This is a genomic window from Heyndrickxia faecalis, from assembly GCF_040267745.1.
Lineage (GTDB): Bacteria > Bacillota > Bacilli > Bacillales > Bacillaceae_C > Weizmannia > Weizmannia faecalis.
Map to the genome: position 1 here is coordinate 2,352,328 of NZ_CP158453.1, position 20,487 is coordinate 2,372,814.

The following is a 20,487-nucleotide window of genomic DNA, read 5'->3' on the forward strand; positions in this document are numbered from 1 at the left end:
GTGAAGGATATGGCATAATCAATTTGAAGAGAGGTAGCAAAATGGAACAATACTGGGAAAAAGCCGACTATTCCTGGACAGATGACTCCATCCGCTGTTTTAACACGCCGTCGCAGCGGGCGCGCCAGCTGTTTTACTATGTGCAGGAAATCGGCCATTTTAAAGCGATGAAACCGTATTTTACAGAAAGGCAGCATTTGAAATCGTACTTGTTAAAATATACGTTTGGCGGAAAAGGGAAATTGATTTATGAAGGACGCGAATATACGCTTGAAAAAGGGGATGTTTTTTTCATCGACTGCATGAATTACCAGCATTACAGCACGATAAGCGATGAACCGTGGGAGATGGATTGGATCCATTTTTACGGGCCGAATGCGGATGCTTTTTACGGGGAATTTATGAAAAACGGCAGCAATGTTTTTCATGCAAAAAACGGACGCATTTCCCAAATCATTGATGAGACCATGGCGCTTGTCGAAACGCGGAATGCAAAGGCGGAGTTCCGGATTTCGCTGTTGATCCATGAAATGCTGAATGAAGTGCTGATCCAGAAATACGATCTTGCATTTGAGGAAGAAAACATTCCCGATTACATTATAGAAGCAAAAAAATTTTTGGAGGACCATTTTAAAGAAAAAATTACCCTGCAGGATTTGGAACGGGTGTGCCGCCTGAACAAGTACCAGCTCAGCAAGGAATTCACGCACTACATCGGCATCCCCCCGATTGAGTACTTAATCCATTTTCGGATCAACACCGCGAAAAGACTGCTCCGCTACTCCAATAAAAGCGTAAAAGAAATTGCCCTTGACGTCGGCATTGAGGACCCTCCCTATTTCAACCGACTGTTCAAGCGGAAAACAGAGATGACCCCGCTTGCGTACAGGCGGAATGGGTGACGAATCCATGCTGTTTGTGTTATCGGAACGTAGAGAAGACGTTACTGTTAGGGTTACCGGCACACAAGCGAGGGCGGGGTTATACTTCGGTTGCGGTTTGGGCTGTATTACGGGTGGGCGAAAATTCTGTATGCAAATTGATCGATTTGTCCCAATGTAAAAATTTAAAGTTCAATATTATTCTTCTGCCTCTACTTCTTTAATCACCATCTTTGGCAGATCCCTGATAGTCTCACGTATTCGTTTCAATCGGGCTTTTCCCTGACCGGCAAAGCGAAGCAGATTGTAAGCGTATATGCCAAAATGCAGGGCAAGCTCATTCGTTTTTTGATTCCGGGAAGGCAGCTGTTTAAAACCAAGATCAAACCTAAATTCCCGTATCAACGATTTACAGACTTTCCGGTGTTCGTCGTAAAGCCTTGGCACAGCTTCCGGCGGAATATCGAGCGTTGTCATGTACACATCCGCTTCATACTCTGGAATCAAAAGGATTTGCCCGTTTTTATCAATGGTTGTTTCAATGAGTTTAAAAACATAATAGGCTGGTTTTTTTGCCCCGGCTGTCGTGTTGGTTTCCGCAACAGATCCAAAGTAAACGTTTTTTCCTTCCCGTTCGGATGAGCATGTGCCGTGTTTCCGTGCAGTTTCTACCCAAGTGCTAGCATCTGTCTGAAGTTTCATCACAAAATCGATGTGAAGGTCCAGCAGTTTTGCCGCAATTTCGGATCCTTCTTTTGCCTCGAGCCGCCAAAGGAAAGCCCCTTCCGCCAATTGTTCAGCAGCACGGACCGACACGCTCGTTTCTTGTCCAAAGGAAAGGCAGTACCCTTCCTTTCCAATAAAAGCAAACGGCATTGCAACATCCACCGGTATAAAACTTTTGCCTTGTATGGTCACCGGGTTGATAGGTGCACCAGCCTTGCGAAGCAGGTGAAGAGACTCTTCAAGGATGATCTGTTTCCATTCTTCTGATAAAGCTGCCTCGTCCAGACGGTGCTCCAAGACAGCCGGCGAGGGAACCCTTTCCAATTTTAAAAAAGGACGGAAATCATAGTCGCTCCGTAACGGTTCAATTTCAGCAAACTTATTTTTTCCAAGGCAAAGCAGCCCGATATAGGCCTTCGCGATGTCCCCGTTTGAATAGCCGGGATTCCTTTTAATGGTTTCTGACTTGGCGCTATTCAGCCTTGATGCGAGATGAGTCTGGCTGATAAGGAACTCTACTATGCCCATTCCGAATTTATCCAATATCATTTCATTCGTTTGCTCAATCCGTAAATTTTTCATCTGCTCACCTGCGAAAATTGATATTTATATTATACAAAAAGTAGCTTATAATGGGTGTGAAGTCTGAATTTTAGAAAGGATGTGAACGATGCTTTTCAAGGAAAGAAAAACTTCACTTGAATGTGCTCTTTTAAAGTCGCTGAACAACCGGATGAAACTCCATGAAAAAGACATCCAGTATCTCCGGAATTTGGAAAAAGGGGACGAAGGCGAGCGGTATTTTGACTCTTTAACAGCAGCACTTACATGTGATTGTTTTGTACTGAATGATTTGCGGCTTTCCTGCAACAATGCTACGTTCCAGATTGATGCCCTCATGATTACCGGCGAAACCATTTACCTGTTTGAAGTGAAAAATTATGAAGGCGATTTTTATTACGAGCGGGACAGAATTTTTACAAAAAATAAGTCTGAAATCAACAATGCGCTGCTTCAGGTCAAACGTTGCGAATCGCTTTTCCGGCAGTTGATTCTCTCGCTCGGTTTCAATATGCCGGTCTCGGCTTCCGTTGTTTTTGTAAACCCCGAATTTACCCTGTACCAGGCACCCCTGAGTGCGCCATTTATTTTCCCGAATCAGTTAAAACGGTATATGAAAGATTTGAATGCAATTTCTGCAAAGCTGAGCGGAAAGCATAGAAGGCTGGCAGAAAAGCTATCTTCGCTGCATATAGAAGAATCGCCTTTTCTTCATTTGCCGAAATATGAGTATGATCAATTGCGGAAAGGCATTGTGTGCGACGCTTGTGGTTTTTTTCCTGTGCGGTAAAAGGGCATGCAATGATTTGTGAGGATTGTGGACATGCTGAATCTGTTGAGGCCGCGGTCCTCCGCAGTGTCAGAGAATTTCGGATGTTGTTTCCAGAGCGGAAGATTACAACAAATGATATTTTTGACTGGTGCAGGATTGTGGAATCGAAAAAAAGGGTGAGCAGGATACTGGCAAAAAATTTTAATAAGTTCAGAGGTGGAAGGTGGTCTTACTATGAGTAATTGATGATCACAAACTTATGAATTACAAATTCTACCGGGGAAAAGCATTTGGTATTTTGACACTTCAAAAAGACCAAATATGCTCAGTTCCCCGGTTATTTTTGTCCTTTTGAACACTCCAAAAAGACATTTTGTTCCGGTCAATGGCTCCTTTTGTCCTTTTGGATGCTCCAAAAGAACAATTTGCTCCGGTCCACGGCTCCTTTTGTCCTTTTGACAGCTTCAAAAGGACATTTTGTTTCAGTTCACGGCTCCTTTTGTCCTTTTGACTGCTTCAAAAGGACATTCCGATCCCAGATGCAACGCGTTTTGTCCTTTTGGCAGCTTCAAAAGGACATTCCGAGCCCAGATGCAACGTGTTTTGTCCTTTTGGCAGCTTCAAAAAGACATTTCGGGCCCAGATACAGCTTGTTTTGTCCTTTTGACTGCTTCAAAAAGACATTTCGAGCCAGAATGCAACGTGTTTTGTCCTTTTGACTGCTTCAAAAAGACACTTTGGACCCCGATGCAACGCGTTTTGTCCTTTTGACAGGTTCAAAAGGACATTCCGAGACCAGATGCAACGTGTTTTGTCCTTTTGGCAGCTTCAAAAAGACATTTCGAGCCCGGATGCAGCGTGTTTTGTCCTTTTGACAGCTTGAAAAAAACATTTCAGGCCTAGGTGCGGCTCCTTTTTGTCTTGAATACTCCAAAAAAAACAATTTGCTATGGTCCCGCGATTTCATTTGTGTTTTTAAATGCCTCCCTGAAACAACAGTAAGCTTACTTTTGCCATATTTTATAGCAAACCAAAGTATCTTGTTCAGCCCTTTTTGGATTTCCCCCATTTCTCCGGTTCCCGCCGCCATTCCTCGAGTGTCGCCAAGTCTTCTTCCCGGATCAGCCCCCTTTCTACGCCAACCTGAAGCAGTGTGGAGTAATTCGATAAGGAGTAAGCGGTGATGCCTTCTTTTGCAAAATTTGCCGCTCCGGCCGGAAGTTCATATGTAAAAATCGAGACAACGCCGAGCACTTCGCAGCCGGCTTCCCGTAATGCGCGGACAACGGTGAGCACGCTGCCGCCGGTTGAAATTAAATCTTCGACAACGACAACTTTTTGCCCGGTGGAAACCCGCCCTTCGATCTGGTTGCCCTTGCCGTGTGTTTTTGCACTCGAACGGACGTATACCATTGGCAAATTCATCAGGTCGCTGACAAAAGCGGCGTGGGCAATCCCGGCAGTTGCCGTGCCTGCCACCACTTCCGTTTCCGGGAAGTGTGCTTCGATCAGCTTTTTCAGTCCGATGGCGATTTCTTTCCGCAGGTTCGGATAGGACAATGTAATGCGATTATCGCAGTAAATTGGCGATTTGATTCCGGATGACCATGTAAAAGGTTCACCGGGTTTTAAAAAAACAGCTTCAATGTCAAGCAATTGTCCGGCAATGTATTTTTCCATTATTCGTTCCCCCATTGTTGTTTCACTTTTAAATAAGCTTCGTACGGGTCGGGCGCTTTCGTAATCGAACGCCCGACGACAATTGCGGTCGAACCGAGTTCCCTTGCCTTCGCAGGTGTAACGACACGTTTCTGATCGGAAACATCATCTCCGGCCAGCCGGATGCCCGGCACCACTTTCAAAAACGCCCCGCCGAGCCGCGCCGTAATATCAGGGGCTTCAAATGCGGAGCAGACAACACCGTCAAGCCCTGCATCATAAGCAAGCACAGCGTAATCCAGCACTGATTCGCGCAGCGGTTTTAAAATGCCCTGTTCTTTTTGCATTTGCGTTTCAGAGGTGCTTGTTAGCTGTGTTACTGCGAGAATCGCCGGGCGTTTTTTCCCTGCAGGGGTGCCGGCTTCCAAACCAGCCAAAGCGGCTTTCATCATGTCCGAACCGCCGGCGGCATGGACGTTCACCATATCCACTCCAAGCCGTGCCAGCCCTTTCATTGCCCGCCCCACTGTATGTGGAATGTCATGCAACTTTAAATCAAGAAAAATATCATGCCCCATTTCTTTGAGGGCAGCAATCAAACAAGGGCCGGTCTGGTAAAACAGTTCCATTCCCACTTTGACATAGAGCGGTTCGCCGCCAAACTGCTGTAAAAAAGCGAGCGTTTCTTCTTCCGATGAAAAATCAAGGGCGATGATCGGTTTATGCATGCTGCGTGTGGCTCCTTCCTATCAGGTCTTGAATGCTTTCGGCGCCGAGCTGTTCCATCACAGCCGGCAGTTCACGGATGATGCGCGGGCAGGCGAGCGGATCAATAAAATTCGCGGTACCGACTGCGACTGCACTGGCGCCGGCGTATAAAAATTCCACTGCATCTTCTGCCGTCATAATACCGCCCATGCCGATAATCGGGATATCCACTTCCCGGCTCACCTCGTAAATCATCCGGACAGCAACCGGTTTGACGGCCGGTCCCGAGAGCCCCCCTGTTTCATTGGCGAGAAGCGGGCGCGCCGTTTTCAAATCGATTTTCATGCCAAGGAGTGTGTTAATCATCGTGAGCCCGTCGGCACCGCCGGCTTCTGCTGCCTTGGCAATCGCCACAATATCCGTGACATTCGGGGAAAGTTTTACATACACCGGCACTTCCGAAACAGCTTTTACTTGCCGTGTCAGTTCAAACGCCATCTCCGGATCGGTACCGAATGCGATGCCGCCGGATTTCACGTTTGGGCAGGAAATATTGAGTTCAAGCGCGTGCACATTCGGCGCTTTTGAAAGGCGGGTGGACACGTAGACATAATCTTCAAAAGTGGAGCCCGCTACATTCGCAATGATTGGAACATCATATGACTGTAAAAACGGGAGCTCTTCCACAAGCACACTTTCCAGCCCCGGATTTTGCAGGCCGATTGCATTCAGCATGCCGGCTTCCGTTTCCGCAATCCGCGGGACCGGGTTGCCGAAGCGCGGTTCTGTTGTTGTCGCTTTAATCATGATCGCGCCCAGTTCGCTCAAATCATACCAGCGGCTGTACTCACGCCCGAAACCGAAGCAGCCCGATGCCGGCATGACCGGATTTTTCAAGGACAAGCCCGGCAGTTCGACGTGCAAATCCGGAAGAACACGGCGCTTTATTCCCCGTCTTTCGGCATGGTCTTTAGGTGAATCCGGGGGAACACGACACTCTATTCCCCGTCTTTCAGCATGATGTTCAGACAAATCCGGGGGAACACGGCGCTCTATTTCCCGTCTTTCAGCATGATGTTCAGGCAAATCCGGAAGAACACGGTGCTCTATTTCCCGTCTTGCAGCATGATGTTCAGGCAAATCCGGGGGAACGCGGTGCTTTACTTCCCGTCTTTCATCATGGTGTTCAGGTAACTCGGTCATATTAGGATCTCCCCCATTTCAAATACAGGCCCGTCGCTGCATACTTTTTTCGAAGCGGTGCCGGTTGGGTCATTTTTCGGGCGGCAGACGCACCCGTAGCAAGCGCCGGTTCCGCACGCCATCCGTTCTTCAAGCGAGAAAAAGCCGCGCTGCCCCGGGTATGCCGCTTCCAATGCGCGCAGCATCGCAGCCGGGCCGCATGCGTACAAACAGTCAAATGCCCAATTCTCCGCCGCCAGTACATCCGTTACAAACCCTTTCGTCCCCCATGAACCGTCCACCGTTGCGACGGATGTCGGGGCAAGGGTTGAAAACTTCTCCACGTAAAAAGCGTGGGCCGCCGATTCAAACCCGAGCACGTGGCGGACTTCAACGCCGCCTGCTTTAAGCTGCCGGGACAGCTCGTACAGCGGCGGGACCCCGATGCCGCCGCCGACAAGGAGCGCTTTTTGCCCGGGGCGAAGCGCGTCCACCGGGAACCCGTTGCCAAGGGGGCCGAGCACATCGAGCCGTGCGCCGGGTGCCATGTTTGCCATCAGGCGCGTTCCTTTTCCCTGCACCCGGTACAACAAAGTAAGCGCGCCGTTTTTGCGGTCCACCGCCGCGATGCTGATCGGACGGCGCAACAGGGGATCAAACCCGCTTCCCGCTTTCACATGAACAAACTGTCCGGGGCGGGCGATTTGCCGGACCAAACTGCCGGCAAGCACCATTTCCCAAATATCCTGCGCAATGAGCCGGTTGCTTTTCACGATCATATATTCCTGGATCATGCGTGCACCGCCTGCTTTGCCCCCTGCACCATCGGCATGATCGAAAAACTTATCGATTCCAAAATGGATACGATGGCTGCTGCTGTATCAAGCGAAGTCAGGCACGGGATGCCGCATTCGACTGCTTCCCTGCGGATCCGGAAGCCGTCGCGTTCGTATTCCCGGCCTTTTGTGATCGTGTTCAGGACAAATTGCACATCGCCCCTTTGGATCGAGTCGAGCACGGTCGCCCCTTCGCCGCCAATTTTTTCCACTTCTTCGACAGCCAGGCCGTTTTCCCTTAAAAATTTTGCCGTTCCCGCCGTTGCTTTTAAGGTAAAACCGATCTCGACAAAGCGTTTCGCAAGCGGCAGGGCTTCCGGTTTGTCTTTATCGGCAACCGTAAACAGGATGCTGCCATCCGGCGAAAGCTTCATGCCTGCTGCAACGAGCCCTTTGTACAGCGCTTTTTCAAATGTACGGTCGCAACCCATCACTTCTCCCGTCGATTTCATTTCCGGTCCGAGTGTCGGTTCCACCCGCTTCAATTTTGCAAAAGAGAAGACCGGCACTTTCACGAACACCTCCGCTTTTTCCGGCCTCAAGCCGGTGCCATAGCCGAGATTTTCAAGCGATTCGCCTAAAATCACTTTCATCGCGAGTTTTGCCATCGGGACATCGGTAATTTTGCTTAAAAACGGAACCGTCCGGCTTGAGCGCGGGTTCACTTCGATCACAAAGAGTTCATTGTGCGAGACGATAAACTGGATGTTCATTAACCCTTTGATTTCAAGCTCTGAAGCAAGCTTGCGGCACGTCTCCACCATTTCCGCTTTTAATGCCTCGGAAAGCCGCTGCGGCGGATAGACTGCGATCGAGTCGCCGGAGTGGACGCCGGCCCGTTCAATATGTTCCACGATGCCCGGGATTAAAATATCCCGGCCGTCCGCGATCACATCGACTTCAAACTCCTGCCCTGTCACATAGCGGTCAATCAAAACCGGCTGGTTCGGGCTGACTTTCACCGCGTGTTTCATATACTGGCGCAAGTCTTCTTCATGGTAGACGATTTCCATCGCCCGTCCGCCGAGCACAAACGACGGGCGCACGAGCACCGGATAGCCGATTTCGGCCGCAATTCGGACGGCTTCTTCCGCCGAAGTGCCGGTTTTTCCAAGCGGGCGTTTAATGCCGAGCCGGTTTAACAAATGGTCGAATTTGTCGCGGTCTTCGGCACGATCGAGATTTTCAAGCGAAGTGCCGAGAATGCGCACCCCGCGGTTTGCGAGCTGTTCCGCGAGATTGATCGCCGTCTGGCCGCCGAACTGGACAACAACCCCTTCCGGCTGTTCCAAATCGATGATATGCATGACATCTTCAATCGTCAGCGGTTCAAAATAGAGCTTGTCAGAGATGCTGAAATCGGTGGAGACGGTTTCCGGGTTGTTGTTAATGATGATCGCTTCGTACCCGGCTTCCTGGATTGCCCACACCGCATGGACGGTTGCATAGTCAAACTCGATTCCCTGGCCGATCCGGATCGGGCCGGAACCGAGGACAATGATGCTTTTTCTGTTTGTCACAACCGATTCGTTTTCTTCTTCATATGTACCGTAAAAATACGGCGTTTCTGATGCGAATTCGCCGGCACATGTATCGACCATTTTATAGACCGGTAAAATGCCATTCTCTTTGCGCCATGCGTACACTTTTTCTTCTGTCGTTTTCCACAGCCCGGCAATCGTCTGATCGGCAAAGCCCATTTCTTTTGCTTTCCGGGCCGCCTCTTTGTCCCATTGCGCCTCCTGAAGCGTGTTTTCAAAGCGGATGATGTTTTCCAGCTTATGAAGGAAAAACAAGTCGATTTTGCTCCAGTCATGCAGCTGCCCGATCGTGACACCCTTTCTTAGCGCTTCTGCGATGTAAAAAAGGCGTTCGTCGCCGGCATTTTTGATCCTTTTTTCGATCACGCCCATACCGGATGCTTCCTCGAGTTCCAAATGATGGACGCCGATTTCAAGCGACCGTACTGCTTTTAACAGCGATTCTTCAAATGTGCGGCCGATCGCCATTACTTCGCCCGTTGCTTTCATTTGCGTGCCAAGTCTGCGGTATGCCTGTTCAAACTTATCGAACGGGAACCGCGGAATTTTTGTGACGACATAATCAAGCGCCGGTTCAAAATTGGCGTAAGAAGTGCCGGTGACCGGGTTTTTCATCTCGGCCAGCGTGAGCCCGACTGCAATTTTCGCTGACAGTTTCGCAATCGGGTATCCGGTTGCTTTCGAAGCGAGCGCAGATGAACGGCTGACGCGCGGGTTGACTTCGATTACATAATATTGAAAACTGTCCGGGTCAAGCGCGAACTGTACATTGCAGCCGCCTTCGATGCCGAGGGCGCGGATAATTTTCAATGAAACATTGCGCAGCATCTGGTATTCTTTGTCGCTTAACGTCTGGCTTGGGGCGACGACAATCGAATCGCCGGTATGGACGCCGACCGGGTCAATGTTTTCCATGTTGCAGACGACGATGGCATGGTCTTCGCTGTCGCGCATCACTTCGTATTCGATTTCTTTAAAGCCGGCAATGCTTTTTTCGAGCAGGCACTGGTGGACAGGGCTCTGGCGCAATCCGCCTGATACGGTTTCGATCAGCTCCTCTTCATTACGGCAGATGCCGCCGCCCGTTCCGCCCAGCGTGTAAGCCGGACGGACGATGACCGGGTAGCCCGCTTTTTCGATAAAACGGTAAGCTTCTTCGAGTGTATGGATGATCATGCTGTCCGGCACCGGCTCGCCAAGTTTTCCCATCAGTTCGCGGAACGCTTCCCGGTCTTCCGCCTGCTCGATGGCGCCCAGTCTTGTTCCGAGCACTTCGACGCCGTACTCGTCAAGGATGCCGGATTTCGCCAGTTCCATTGCAATGTTGAGACCGGTCTGGCCACCAAGCGTCGGCAGGAGGGCATCCGGGCGTTCTTTGCGGATGATGCGGGCGACAAATGCCGGCGTAAGCGGTTCGATGTAGATTTTATCCGCCATTTCCGTATCGGTCATAATCGTTGCCGGATTGGAATTGACCAAAACGACATGATACCCTTCTTCTTTTAAAGCAAGGCAGGCCTGCGTGCCGGCGTAATCAAATTCTGCAGCCTGGCCGATCACGATCGGGCCGGATCCGATCACAAGAATTTTTTCGATATCAGTGCGTTTTGGCATAGGTTTGTTCCTCCTTTTGTTTTTCAACCATGGTTAAAAACTTGTCGAATAACGGGTTCGAATCGTGCGGGCCTGGCGATGCTTCCGGGTGGTACTGGACGGTAAAAGCAGGGTATTTGCGATGTGCCAGTCCTTCAATCGTGCCGTCGTTCAATGCCCGTTCCGTTACGATAAGGTCTGTTCCGGCAAGCGAATGTTCATCGACCGCATAGCCGTGGTTCTGCGAGGTGATCACCGTTTTCCCTGTTTCGATGTCCTGGACAGGATGATTCGCGCCGCGGTGGCCGAATTTTAATTTGAACGTATCGGCGCCGCACGCTAACGCAAACAGCTGGTGCCCGAGACAAATCCCGAAAAGCGGCACTTTCCCGAGTATGCCTTTTACCATATCAACCGCACAAGCGACATCTTTCGGGTTGCCGGGACCGTTTGACAACATCACCCCATCCGGCCGGAGCTGTAAAATGTCCGCCGCCGTTGTATCATACGGCAACACGGTAACGCGGCAGTTTCGTTTTGAAAGTTCGGTTAAAATGCTTTTTTTCGCGCCGAAATCGACAAGGGCAATATGTTTGCCGGGCCCTTCCATTTCGTAACGCTTCTTTGTGGATACTCTTGCAACGGCATCATGAATAGCTCGTTTCGCTTGAAGATTTTTGATCACGGCTTCCGGATCTTCGTCTTCGGCACAAAGGGCGGCCCTGAGCGTACCGAAAGCGCGGATTTTTCTTGTCAGTTTCCGGGTGTCAATGCCGGATATACCGGGGATGCCTTTTTCTTTTAAAAAGGTATCGAGCGTTAAGGTGCTCCGCCAGTTTGACGGGTACGAAGCCGCTTCTTTCACCACGACCCCCTTCACATACGGCTTTACCGCTTCAAAATCGTTCCAGTTGATGCCGTAGTTCCCGATGAGCGGGTAGGTGAACGTGACGATCTGGCCGTAAAAAGACGGGTCGGTTAATGTCTCCTGGTAACCAGTCATCCCGGTTGTAAAAACGATTTCCCCGTAAGCCGCTTTTTCACTGCCAAAACCTTCCCCTTTAAAAACCGTGCCGTCTTCCAAGAGCAGTTGCCTTTTCATTTCAATGCCAGCTCCTTTTCCCATACCAGTTTTCCGCTTCCCCATGTGGCTTGCGGGAAGCCTTTGCATACACACCCCAAAAACGGGGTATTTTTTCCTTTCGATAAAAAGCGATCCGGGTCAATTGTTTTTTCTTCTGCCAGGTTAACTGCCGTGATATCGGCGGGTGCCCCTGTTTTCAGCGTCCCGTATGGAAGACCGAACACGCTAGCCGGCTTTATTGTCATCCAGTCAACAAGCTGTTTTAGCGTAAATATGCCAGTTTCAACAAAATGTGTATATAAAAGCGGAAAAGCTGTTTCAAATCCGGTGATGCCAAATGGCGCCTGTTCAATGCCTTTTGCTTTTTCCTCCGCGGTATGCGGAGCGTGGTCAGTGGCGATAAAATCAATCGTGCCATCCAAAAGGCCTTCAATAAGGGCGTCGCGGTCTCTTTTCGACCGGAGCGGCGGGTTCATTTTCCAGTTGGCATCAGGGCCCGGGATGTCGTCTTCAGAAAGGAGCAAATGGTGCGGTGTCACTTCGGCTGTCACTGGAATGCCGGCCCGTTTTGCGTCACGAACAACCCGGACGGATTCTTTCGTGCTGATATGGCAGACATGATAATGGCAGCCTGTATGTTCTGCAAGCAACACGTCGCGGGCGATCTGCACCGACTCGCATACGGAAGGGATCCCTTTTAACCCGTGCGCCGCCGCGAAAGATCCGTCATGCACGCAGCCGCCCCGGATGAGCGAATTGTCTTCACAATGGGCGACGACCGCCATACCGAGTGCTTTTGCCTGTTCCATCGCAGCTAGCATCTGCCCCGCTTCCTGCACGCCGACGCCGTCATCCGTGAACGCGAAGGCGCCTGCTGCTTTTAAACCGGCAAAATCCACGAGTTCGCCGCCTTTTTCATCAAGGGTGATGGCAGCATAAGGGAGCACGCGCACAACTGCATCCCGGCTGATTTTTTCCTTTAGAGACAAAAGGCGCGCCGGCCGGTCGGTAACCGGTTTGGTGTTTGGCATCGCCGCTACCGTTGTAAACCCGCCTTTTGCCGCGGCCATCGTCCCGGTGCGGATCGTTTCCTTCTGTTCGAACCCCGGTTCCCGCAAATGCACATGCAAGTCGACAAACCCGGGGAGAACCGTAAGCCCCGTTGCATCATATACCTGTTCGCCCGCTTCTTTCAGTTCCGAGCCGGTTTCCGCAATTTTTCCATCTTTGATCCGGATATCCCGCTTTACCGATTCTCCCTTTTCATCTAAAACCATCCCGCCTTTAATTAACCAGTCCACTTGGCAAACCACCTTTTCTGTTTTGTCAAAATAGCGCGATCCATAGCAATTTTCATTTTTCAAGCTGTCTGGAAAACCGCTTTTTCTTTCTGTAAAATCGTTTTTAAAATCGCCATCCGTGCAAACACGCCGTTTTCCATTTGTTTAAAAATCCGCGACCGGCTGCATTCCACGAGGCTAGTTGCAATCTCGACATCGCGGTTGACCGGCGCCGGGTGCATAATGATGCTGCCCGGTTTCATCATCCGTTCCCGTTCCACCGTCAGCCCGTATGCGCGGTGGTACGCTTCTTTTGTCAGATGGGCAGTTTCTTGATGGCGTTCATGTTGGATGCGGAGCAGCATGACGACATCTGCTTCCGCTACGCCGTCATCGACCGGAACGTACGGGAGATGCATGGTTGGGTCAAACCATTTTACAGGCCCCGAACACGTGACGGTGGCACCAAGCTTTTTCAATGCTTCGGCGTTTGATCTGGCAACGCGGCTGTGGACGATATCGCCGATGATACACACCTTTAAGCCGCGGAAGCCGCCGAATTCCTGTTTGATCGTCAAAAGATCAAGCAGGCATTGGGACGGATGCTGACCGCTGCCGTCTCCCGCATTGACAATCGAAAGCGCCAATCCTGCGAGCTGCCTGTAATATTCATCTTCCTGGTGACGGATCACCACCACTTTGACGCCGATCGACTGCAATGTTTTCACCGTGTCGTACAATGTTTCACCCTTTTGCACGCTTGATGCCCCGACTTCAAACGGAAGCAGCTCAAGGCCAATCCGCCGTTCTGCCACTTCAAAGCTGCATTTTGTCCGCGTGCTCGGCTCGTAAAACAAATTGGCTGCAAAAACCGGCTCCGGCGCTTTCCATACGGCCCCTTTTGAAAAGGCATCGGCTTCTTCCAGAAGTTCCAAAATTTCCTCATTGCCCAAATCGGATATCGTCAGAAAATGCTGCATGTTCCATCCTCCTTTGTTTTTCAGCCAAAAAAGCACCCTGCTTATGGCAGGGTGCGTGAAATGGCACGGCAAGTCAAAAGCCTTGCGCGGCCGGCACCCTTCCAAGCCTCTCCGGACTTGCAGTTAAAAGGTGTTCCGTATTCATTTCAATGAAAAAGCCCCTTTGCCGTGAGGGTACAAAGGGGCTTTCAAACCTCCTTTGCAAACCTCACAGGGCTTGCTTAAAAGGATTACACATCGTGGATTGTGACCAGGTCCCGCCCGTCCACATCCGTCAATTGTACAACGATTCTTTCCGACTGGCTCGTCGGGATATTTTTTCCGATAAAGTCGGGGCGGATCGGCAATTCCCGGTGGCCGCGGTCAACGAGCACCGCGAGCTGGATCCGGCTCGGGCGGCCGATATCCATCAGCGCGTCCATCGCCGCGCGCACTGTCCTGCCTGTATAGAGCACATCATCGACAAGCACGATCTTTTTACCGGTGATGCTGGATGGCAGGTTCGCGCCCTTCACTTCCGGTTCGCCGTCTACCGTTTTTTTCGATAAATCATCGCGGTACAGCGTGATGTCCAGCTCGCCGACTTCGACTTTGCGCCCTTCGATTCTCTCAATCCTTTCCGCCAGGCGATCAGCGAGATAAATGCCGCGCGTTTTAATCCCGATGAGCATCGTGTCTTCAATGCCTTTATTCCGTTCAATGATTTCGTGGGCGATCCGCGTCAACGCCCTGCGGATCATGATTTCATCCATTACTACCGCTTTTTGGGCCATGGTGTCTCCTCCCGGGAAAAATCAAAGCCTTCCGCACCGAAGGCAGGAAGGCTTTGTAAAATGAACGTTCCCTTGCCAGCCTCACGGGACTGTTTTTAAAAGGCTTATGAAGTTATTTTTACCTTACCCGTTTTTCATCCGTTTGTCAATATTTTTTATACCGTGATGTTCACAGACCGCGCCTCATTGTGTTTAAAAGATGCGCGAAATCATCCGGCAACGGCGCTTCAAATGTGAGCGTTTCGCCGGTGCGCGGGTGGCAAAAACCGAGTACCCCGGCGTGGAGCGCCTGGCCGCCGAAATCAATCGTTTTTTTCGGCCCGTATTTCGGGTCGCCTGCCAAAGGATGGCCGATATACTTCATATGGACGCGGATCTGGTGGGTGCGCCCCGTTTCAAGCCGGCATTCGATAAATGTATACCGGTCAAACCGTTCCAGCACGTGGAAATGGGTCACCGCGTCTTTTCCGTTATCGACCACGGCCATCCGCTGGCGGTCAGCCGGGTCCCTTCCGATCGGGGCGTCAATGGTGCCGGCTTCATGCGGAATATTGCCGTGGACAAGCGCAAAATATTTGCGGGTTACCGTTTTTTCGCTGAGCTGCGCCGCCAGCTTTTCGTGCGCGTAATCGTTTTTGGCCACCATTAACAGCCCGGATGTGTCCTTGTCAATCCGGTGGACAATCCCGGGGCGGAGCACGCCGTTAATACCCGATAGATCTTTGCAGTGGTACATCAGGCCGTTCACAAGCGTCCCTGTAAAATGCCCATTTGACGGATGGACAACCATGCCTTTTGGTTTATTGACAACAAGCACATCGGCATCTTCATAATAGATATCAAGATGCAAGTCTTCCGGTTCAATATCGGGCAATTCCGGCTCCGGCACCTCAATTTCAACCAAGTCGCCTGTTTGCAATCTGTAATTTGCTTTTTCTTTTTTGCCGTTTACGGTAATGTCACCATCTTTAATCCATTGCTGAACTTGTGATCTTGACCATTCTTCCCGGATAGAAGAGACCATTTTATCAAGCCGTTCATTTGCTTCGTGTTCAAGAATGGTGTGATCCATTTTTTCCATCGGTTTTCTCCTTTGTCTTTCTGTCTTCCAAAAGCATTGAAATCAGCAACAATACAACGCCAATCGTTAAACTGGCATCCGCCACGTTAAAAATGGCAAAATCATAACTGCCGAAACGCAAATGGACAAAATCAACCACTTCGCCGCGGAACAGGCGGTCAATAAAGTTGCCGATTGCCCCTCCTAATATAAGGCCGAGGCTGATGCCGACTAGCGCCCTATCTTTCGCATATTTTTGTATGTAATAAAGAATGCCGGCAATGACAATTAGGGTAATGAGATAAAATAGCCACATCTGCCCTTCCAGTATGCTGAAGGCAGCGCCTGTGTTGCGCGTCGATGTGAGAAAAAAGAAACCCGGAATCACTTCGATGCTTTCCCCGAGCGCCATCCCTTTTAAAACGAGCCATTTGGCCAGCTGGTCCAAGATGATCACAATGAGTGCAACCGCATAATAAAAAATAACCAATCGCTTTTCCTCCGCCTGTGTTTACGGCAGGCGCAAAATACCGCCTGGTCCGGAATATATTTCTTTCTGCATTTTAGCATAAACAGCAGGAAGTGAAAAGAACGGACGGCTGGATCCGGTCCGCCCGTTCCTGCCAGCTTCTTTTAGGCGGAAACCATTTTTGCTGATTGAAGTTGCGCAAAAGCAATGCCTTTTTGACATTTCTTTCTCCCTTTTCTAGTGAATAAGATCGTACGGGACGGTTACTTTGCCGTATGACAGGATGGTTTGCCGGTCCGCAGGCAACAGGGCAGGGATTTCCGCAAGGCCCGGGTCAACTTTCCGGGTGCCGTGGAACCCGTCCAATGCCGCCTCAATCTCTTTCAATTCCTCCTGAACCAGATGTTGCACAAGCTCATGTTTCGCCTCGTATACGGATAATTCAGCCCGTAGCGATTGCAGCCAAATTTTCGGATCTTTACGCATCTTCCAACAGCCTCCCCGCTTCTTTGTTGGTTTTAGCATTCCCGCAGGCAAGGCTTGTTTGCGGAAAAACGTTTTCTAAAAGTAACAAAATCATGCAGCGGCAAACGGTTTTTGCCAGTTAAAATCCGGCGCTGGCAATGGGCTGAAATCCGTTAAAAAAGCCGGCGCTGCATGTCTTCATGCAAGCCCCGGCTTAAAGCTTCACACTTCCCGCATCAATGTTTTCACAACTTGTGCACAGCGCGGGCAGAGCGTCGGATGGTCATGGTCCAGGCCGACTTCCGGCGTTACAACCCAGCACCGTTCGCATGTTTCGCCTTCCGCTTTTTCGACGACAATAGCCGCGTGTTCAAGCTTCAGCGCATTTTCCGGCGCGTCTTCAATGGCGCCTGCCACTTCAAATCCCGATACAATGAACAATTGCTTTTTGCTTTCCGAAATGCTGTCAAGCAGTGCTTTCGTCTCCTCATTCACATACAAGGTCACTTTCGCCGTCAGCGATTTCCCGATTACTTTTGCATTCCGCGCTTCTTCCAATGCTTTTAAAACGTCTCCGCGGAGCGCCATAAACGCATTCCATTTTTCTTCAAGCGCACTAGCATCCGGCAAATCCACATATTCCGGCATATCGGTCAGCTGGACGCTTTCTTCCGCGACACCCGGAATATACTGCCAGACTTCATCGGCTGTATGCGGCAAAATCGGCGACAACAGCTTGGTTAAGGAAACAAGGCATTCATACAAAACGGTTTGCATCGCACGGCGTTCCGGATTGTCTGCAAGCTCGATGTACAGCACGTCTTTTGCAAAATCCATATAGAACGAACTGAGGTCTGTGGCACAGAAATTGTTCACCGCATGGTAAATGGTGGCAAATTCGTACCGCTCATAAGCCTCCCGCACTTCTTTTACAAGCTTGTTCAATTTGACAAGCATAAACCGGTCGACCTCGCGCAACTCTTCATAGGCAACTTGGTGCCGGGCCGGGTCGAAGTCGTTCAGATTGCCCAGCATAAACCGGAACGTGTTGCGGATTTTCCGGTAGACTTCGGACACTTGTTTTAAAATTTCATTGGAAACCCGGACATCTGCCTGATAGTCAACGGAAGCGACCCACAAGCGGATGATGTCAGCCCCCAGCTGTTCAACCACTTTGCCAGGCAAAATCGTATTGCCGAGCGATTTGCTCATCTTCCGGCCTTCGCCGTCCAGCACAAACCCGTGGCTTAAAACGCCGTCGTACGGGGCGCGCCCTGTTACCGCCACACTGGTAATGAGCGACGAGTTAAACCAGCCGCGGTACTGGTCGGAGCCTTCAAGGTACAAATCAGCCGGCCGTTTCAAGCCTTCTTGTGCAGCCAGCACGCCCTGATGGGAAGAACCGGAATCGAACCAGACGTCCATAATATCCGTTTCTTTTTTAAATACGCCGTTCGGGCTGCCCGGGTGCGTAAAGCCTTCCGGAAGCAGGTCTTTCGCTTCCCGTTCAAACCAGACGTTTGATCCGTGTTTGCGGAACAGGTCGGACACATGCCGGATGGTTTCTTCCGTGATGATCGCTTCGCCGTTTTCCGCGTAAAAAACAGGGATCGGCACGCCCCATGCACGCTGGCGGGAGATGCACCAGTCGCCGCGGTCGCGGATCATGTTATGCATCCGGAGTTCGCCCCAAACAGGCGTCCAGTTGACCTCTTCAACGGCTTTCAAAATGTCATCGCGGAACATGTCAACCGATGCGAACCATTGCGATGTTGCCCGGAAAATTACCGGTTTTTTCGTCCGCCAGTCATGCGGGTACGAGTGCGTTAAAAACTTCAGTTTCAAAAGCGCACCTGCCTGATCCAGTGCTTCACAGATCGGTTTGTTGGCTTTGTCGTAAAACAGCCCTTCAAAACCGGGCGCGTCTTTTGTCATCATGCCTTTGTCATCTACAGCACAAATCACATCAAGCCCGTATTTTTTGCCGATGAGAAAGTCATCTTCCCCGTGTCCAGGTGAGGTGTGGACGCAGCCGGTCCCGCTGTCGGTTGTGACGTGGTCTCCGAGCATAACGAGCGAATCGCGACCGTACAGCGGATGTTTTGCAACAATGTACTCCAGCTTTTTCCCCGGAACCGTTTGAACGACTTCCGCGTTTTCCCATTCCAAAACGCTGCTTACTTCTTCAAGCAGGGCTTCGGCAACCAGATATTTGTTGCCGCCCGTTTTTACGACCACATAGTTGATCTCCGGATTGACGGCAATGCCGAGGTTTGACGGAATGGTCCAAGGGGTCGTCGTCCAGATGACGATTTTCGTATCCGTATCAAGCACGCCTTTTCCGTCTTTTACGTCGAACGCAACATAAATCGATGGCGATTTAATGTCTTTGTACTCAATTTCTGCATCTGCAAGCGCGGATTCGCTGGAAGGGGACCAGTATACCGGCTTCAGGCCTTTGTAAATATAGCCTTTTTTCGCCATTTCCCCGAATACTTTGATTTGCTCGGCTTCATATGCGGGCCGGAGCGTTAAATACGGATTTTCCCAGTCGCCGCGCACGCCGAGCCGTTTAAACGCTGTCCGCTGGCGATCGATTTGCTCATGGGCATATTTTTCGCACAGTTTCCTGAATTCGGCAACCGACATTGATTTCCGGTCTACGCCTTTTTTTGTCAGTTCCTGCTCAATAGGCAGCCCGTGCGTATCCCAGCCCGGTACATAAGGGGCATGGTAACCCGTCATCGATTTGAACCGGTTGATGATGTCTTTCAATGTTTTATTCAGGGCGTGGCCCATATGGAGATCGCCGTTTGCATACGGAGGCCCGTCGTGGAGCACAAACAGCGGCCTTCCTTCCGTGCGTTTCATCACCTTTTGATAAATATCCATTTCTTCCCATTTTGCCTGGATTTGCGGCTCTTTTTTCGGCAAATTTCCACGCATCGGGAAATCCGTTTTCGGCATTAAAAGTGTATCTTTGTAATCCATGCTGATCCTCCTGCCTTTTGCATATTGTATTTTGAATTTTTCGTTATGTTCAGCCTTGCCAAAAATCCAATAAAAAAACCTTCCCATCCCCAAAATAGGGACGAGAAGGTTCCCGCGGTACCACCCTAGTAGGCATCCAATATGCCCGCTCGACATCCGTAACGTGGAAGGTCCCGCTTAACTCTACTGGCCTTTTCGGCGTTCAAGGCAAGAACTCAAGGGGGATGTTCAGGCTGCGCGCTTTGCCGGGCTCGCACTGTCCCCGGTTCGCTTGGAAAGCTTTCACAACCCTACTGCCCTGTCATCGTTTTTTCGTATACAGTATTGAATGTATTCCATTATAGTGGACCGTGTTCGGATTCGTCAAGTTTGATTTGCTTCTTCTTCTTCCAGTTCAAACTCCGTAGCATCGACTTCAAATTCCATCAGCTTTTCCCAATCGTCGCTATCAATCAGGTCAAGCTGCGCCTCAATCAGCATTTTAAAGCGCGTCCGGAAGACTTTCGACTGTTTTTTCAGCTCTTCGATTTCGAGCGCAATTTTTCTTGCTTTCGAAAGGGCTTCATTGACAATCCGATCGGCATTTTTTTCCGCCTCGCGGATGATCAGTTTCGCTTCTTTCTGGGCATTGCCCTTGACTTCTTCCGCCGCTTCCTGGGCAACAACAATCGATTTATTTAAAGTTTCCTCAATGGAAGTAAAATGGCTCAGGCGTTCGTTTAATGATGCCACCTTATCTTCCAGGTTTTTCTTTTCGCGGATCAGCATTTCATAATCTTTGATCAGCTGGTCAAGAAATTCATTTACTTCATCTTCATCATAGCCGCGAAACCCTTTGCTGAACTCCTTATTATGTATATCTAAAGGCGTTAAAGGCATGTGGCCACCTCCTGTTCAATTTGCCTTTCGATTGCAAGATTCCCCTT

At 50.3% G+C, this 20,487-nt stretch carries 16 protein-coding genes, 1 pseudogene and 1 other annotated feature; of the genes and pseudogenes, 2 read left to right on the plus strand and 15 right to left on the minus strand.

The features are described from left to right. Positions 1–41: 41 nt before the first annotated feature. The gene (locus tag ABR335_RS11460) at positions 42–902 is read left to right on the plus strand and encodes a helix-turn-helix domain-containing protein (RefSeq protein ID WP_014095530.1); all 861 of its coding nucleotides are present in this window, start codon (positions 42–44) and stop codon (positions 900–902) included. 177 nt (positions 903–1,079) lie between these two features. On the opposite strand, the gene ABR335_RS11465 is transcribed toward ABR335_RS11460, so the two are convergent. Further along, positions 1,080–2,189 (minus strand): transposase, encoded by a 1,110-nt coding sequence (locus ABR335_RS11465; protein WP_350346173.1) that lies wholly within the window; start codon positions 2,187–2,189, stop codon positions 1,080–1,082. Between the two features lie 88 nt (positions 2,190–2,277). Here ABR335_RS11465 and ABR335_RS11470 point away from each other — a divergent pair. Continuing rightward, positions 2,278–3,182: pseudogene (locus ABR335_RS11470) on the plus strand (nuclease-related domain-containing protein). Positions 3,183–3,984: 802 nt separating this feature from the next. On the opposite strand, the gene pyrE reads toward ABR335_RS11470, so the two are convergent. The 14 genes from pyrE to ABR335_RS11540 all read right to left on the minus strand — a co-directional run bounded on the left by pyrE (position 3,985) and on the right by ABR335_RS11540 (position 20,440). Beyond that, positions 3,985–4,620 (minus strand): orotate phosphoribosyltransferase, encoded by a 636-nt coding sequence (gene pyrE, locus ABR335_RS11475; RefSeq protein ID WP_035181877.1) that lies wholly within the window; start codon positions 4,618–4,620, stop codon positions 3,985–3,987. Continuing rightward, positions 4,620–5,327, minus strand: coding sequence for an orotidine-5'-phosphate decarboxylase (pyrF, locus tag ABR335_RS11480; protein WP_014095534.1), 708 nt, complete (start codon positions 5,325–5,327; stop codon positions 4,620–4,622). Before pyrF ends, pyrE begins: the two co-directional genes overlap by 1 nt. Further along, entirely contained in the window at positions 5,320–6,231 is a 912-nt protein-coding gene (locus ABR335_RS11485; protein ID WP_035181882.1) for a dihydroorotate dehydrogenase, read from the minus strand. The genes pyrF and ABR335_RS11485 overlap by 8 nt, the downstream gene beginning before the upstream one ends. Before the next feature lie 275 nt (positions 6,232–6,506). Continuing rightward, positions 6,507–7,283, minus strand: coding sequence for a dihydroorotate dehydrogenase electron transfer subunit (locus ABR335_RS11490; protein ID WP_014095536.1), 777 nt, complete (start codon positions 7,281–7,283; stop codon positions 6,507–6,509). Next, positions 7,280–10,480: a carbamoyl-phosphate synthase large subunit gene (carB, locus tag ABR335_RS11495; protein ID WP_014095537.1), complete on the minus strand. Its 3,201-nt coding sequence runs from the start codon at positions 10,478–10,480 to the stop codon at positions 7,280–7,282. The genes ABR335_RS11490 and carB overlap by 4 nt, the downstream gene beginning before the upstream one ends. Then, positions 10,464–11,561 (minus strand): carbamoyl phosphate synthase small subunit, encoded by a 1,098-nt coding sequence (locus ABR335_RS11500; RefSeq protein ID WP_017552204.1) that lies wholly within the window; start codon positions 11,559–11,561, stop codon positions 10,464–10,466. The genes carB and ABR335_RS11500 overlap by 17 nt, the downstream gene beginning before the upstream one ends. Beyond that, complete coding sequence (locus ABR335_RS11505; RefSeq protein ID WP_014095539.1) at positions 11,558–12,844, minus strand: dihydroorotase; 1,287 nt, start codon at positions 12,842–12,844, stop codon at positions 11,558–11,560. Before ABR335_RS11505 ends, ABR335_RS11500 begins: the two co-directional genes overlap by 4 nt. A gap of 59 nt (positions 12,845–12,903) precedes the next feature. Further along, positions 12,904–13,803, minus strand: coding sequence for an aspartate carbamoyltransferase catalytic subunit (locus ABR335_RS11510; RefSeq protein ID WP_014095540.1), 900 nt, complete (start codon positions 13,801–13,803; stop codon positions 12,904–12,906). Between the two features lie 230 nt (positions 13,804–14,033). Then, entirely contained in the window at positions 14,034–14,576 is a 543-nt protein-coding gene (gene pyrR / locus ABR335_RS11515) for a bifunctional pyr operon transcriptional regulator/uracil phosphoribosyltransferase PyrR (protein WP_014095541.1), read from the minus strand. A 169-nt stretch (positions 14,577–14,745) separates the two neighbouring features. Beyond that, positions 14,746–15,657 (minus strand): RluA family pseudouridine synthase, encoded by a 912-nt coding sequence (locus tag ABR335_RS11520; RefSeq protein ID WP_014095542.1) that lies wholly within the window; start codon positions 15,655–15,657, stop codon positions 14,746–14,748. Next, positions 15,629–16,126 carry a signal peptidase II gene (lspA, locus tag ABR335_RS11525; RefSeq protein WP_014095543.1) on the minus strand — a complete coding sequence of 166 codons (498 nt, stop codon included), beginning with the start codon at positions 16,124–16,126 and terminating at the stop codon, positions 15,629–15,631. Before lspA ends, ABR335_RS11520 begins: the two co-directional genes overlap by 29 nt. A gap of 216 nt (positions 16,127–16,342) precedes the next feature. Next, positions 16,343–16,591, minus strand: a complete 249-nt coding sequence (locus ABR335_RS11530; RefSeq protein ID WP_014095544.1) for a hypothetical protein — start codon at positions 16,589–16,591, stop codon at positions 16,343–16,345. 201 nt (positions 16,592–16,792) lie between these two features. After that, positions 16,793–19,561 (minus strand): isoleucine--tRNA ligase, encoded by a 2,769-nt coding sequence (gene ileS / locus ABR335_RS11535; protein WP_026104681.1) that lies wholly within the window; start codon positions 19,559–19,561, stop codon positions 16,793–16,795. A 93-nt stretch (positions 19,562–19,654) separates the two neighbouring features. Then, positions 19,655–19,875: a binding site (T-box leader), on the minus strand. A 49-nt stretch (positions 19,876–19,924) separates the two neighbouring features. Next, positions 19,925–20,440, minus strand: coding sequence for a DivIVA domain-containing protein (locus ABR335_RS11540; protein WP_014095546.1), 516 nt, complete (start codon positions 20,438–20,440; stop codon positions 19,925–19,927). Positions 20,441–20,487 lie beyond the last annotated feature (47 nt).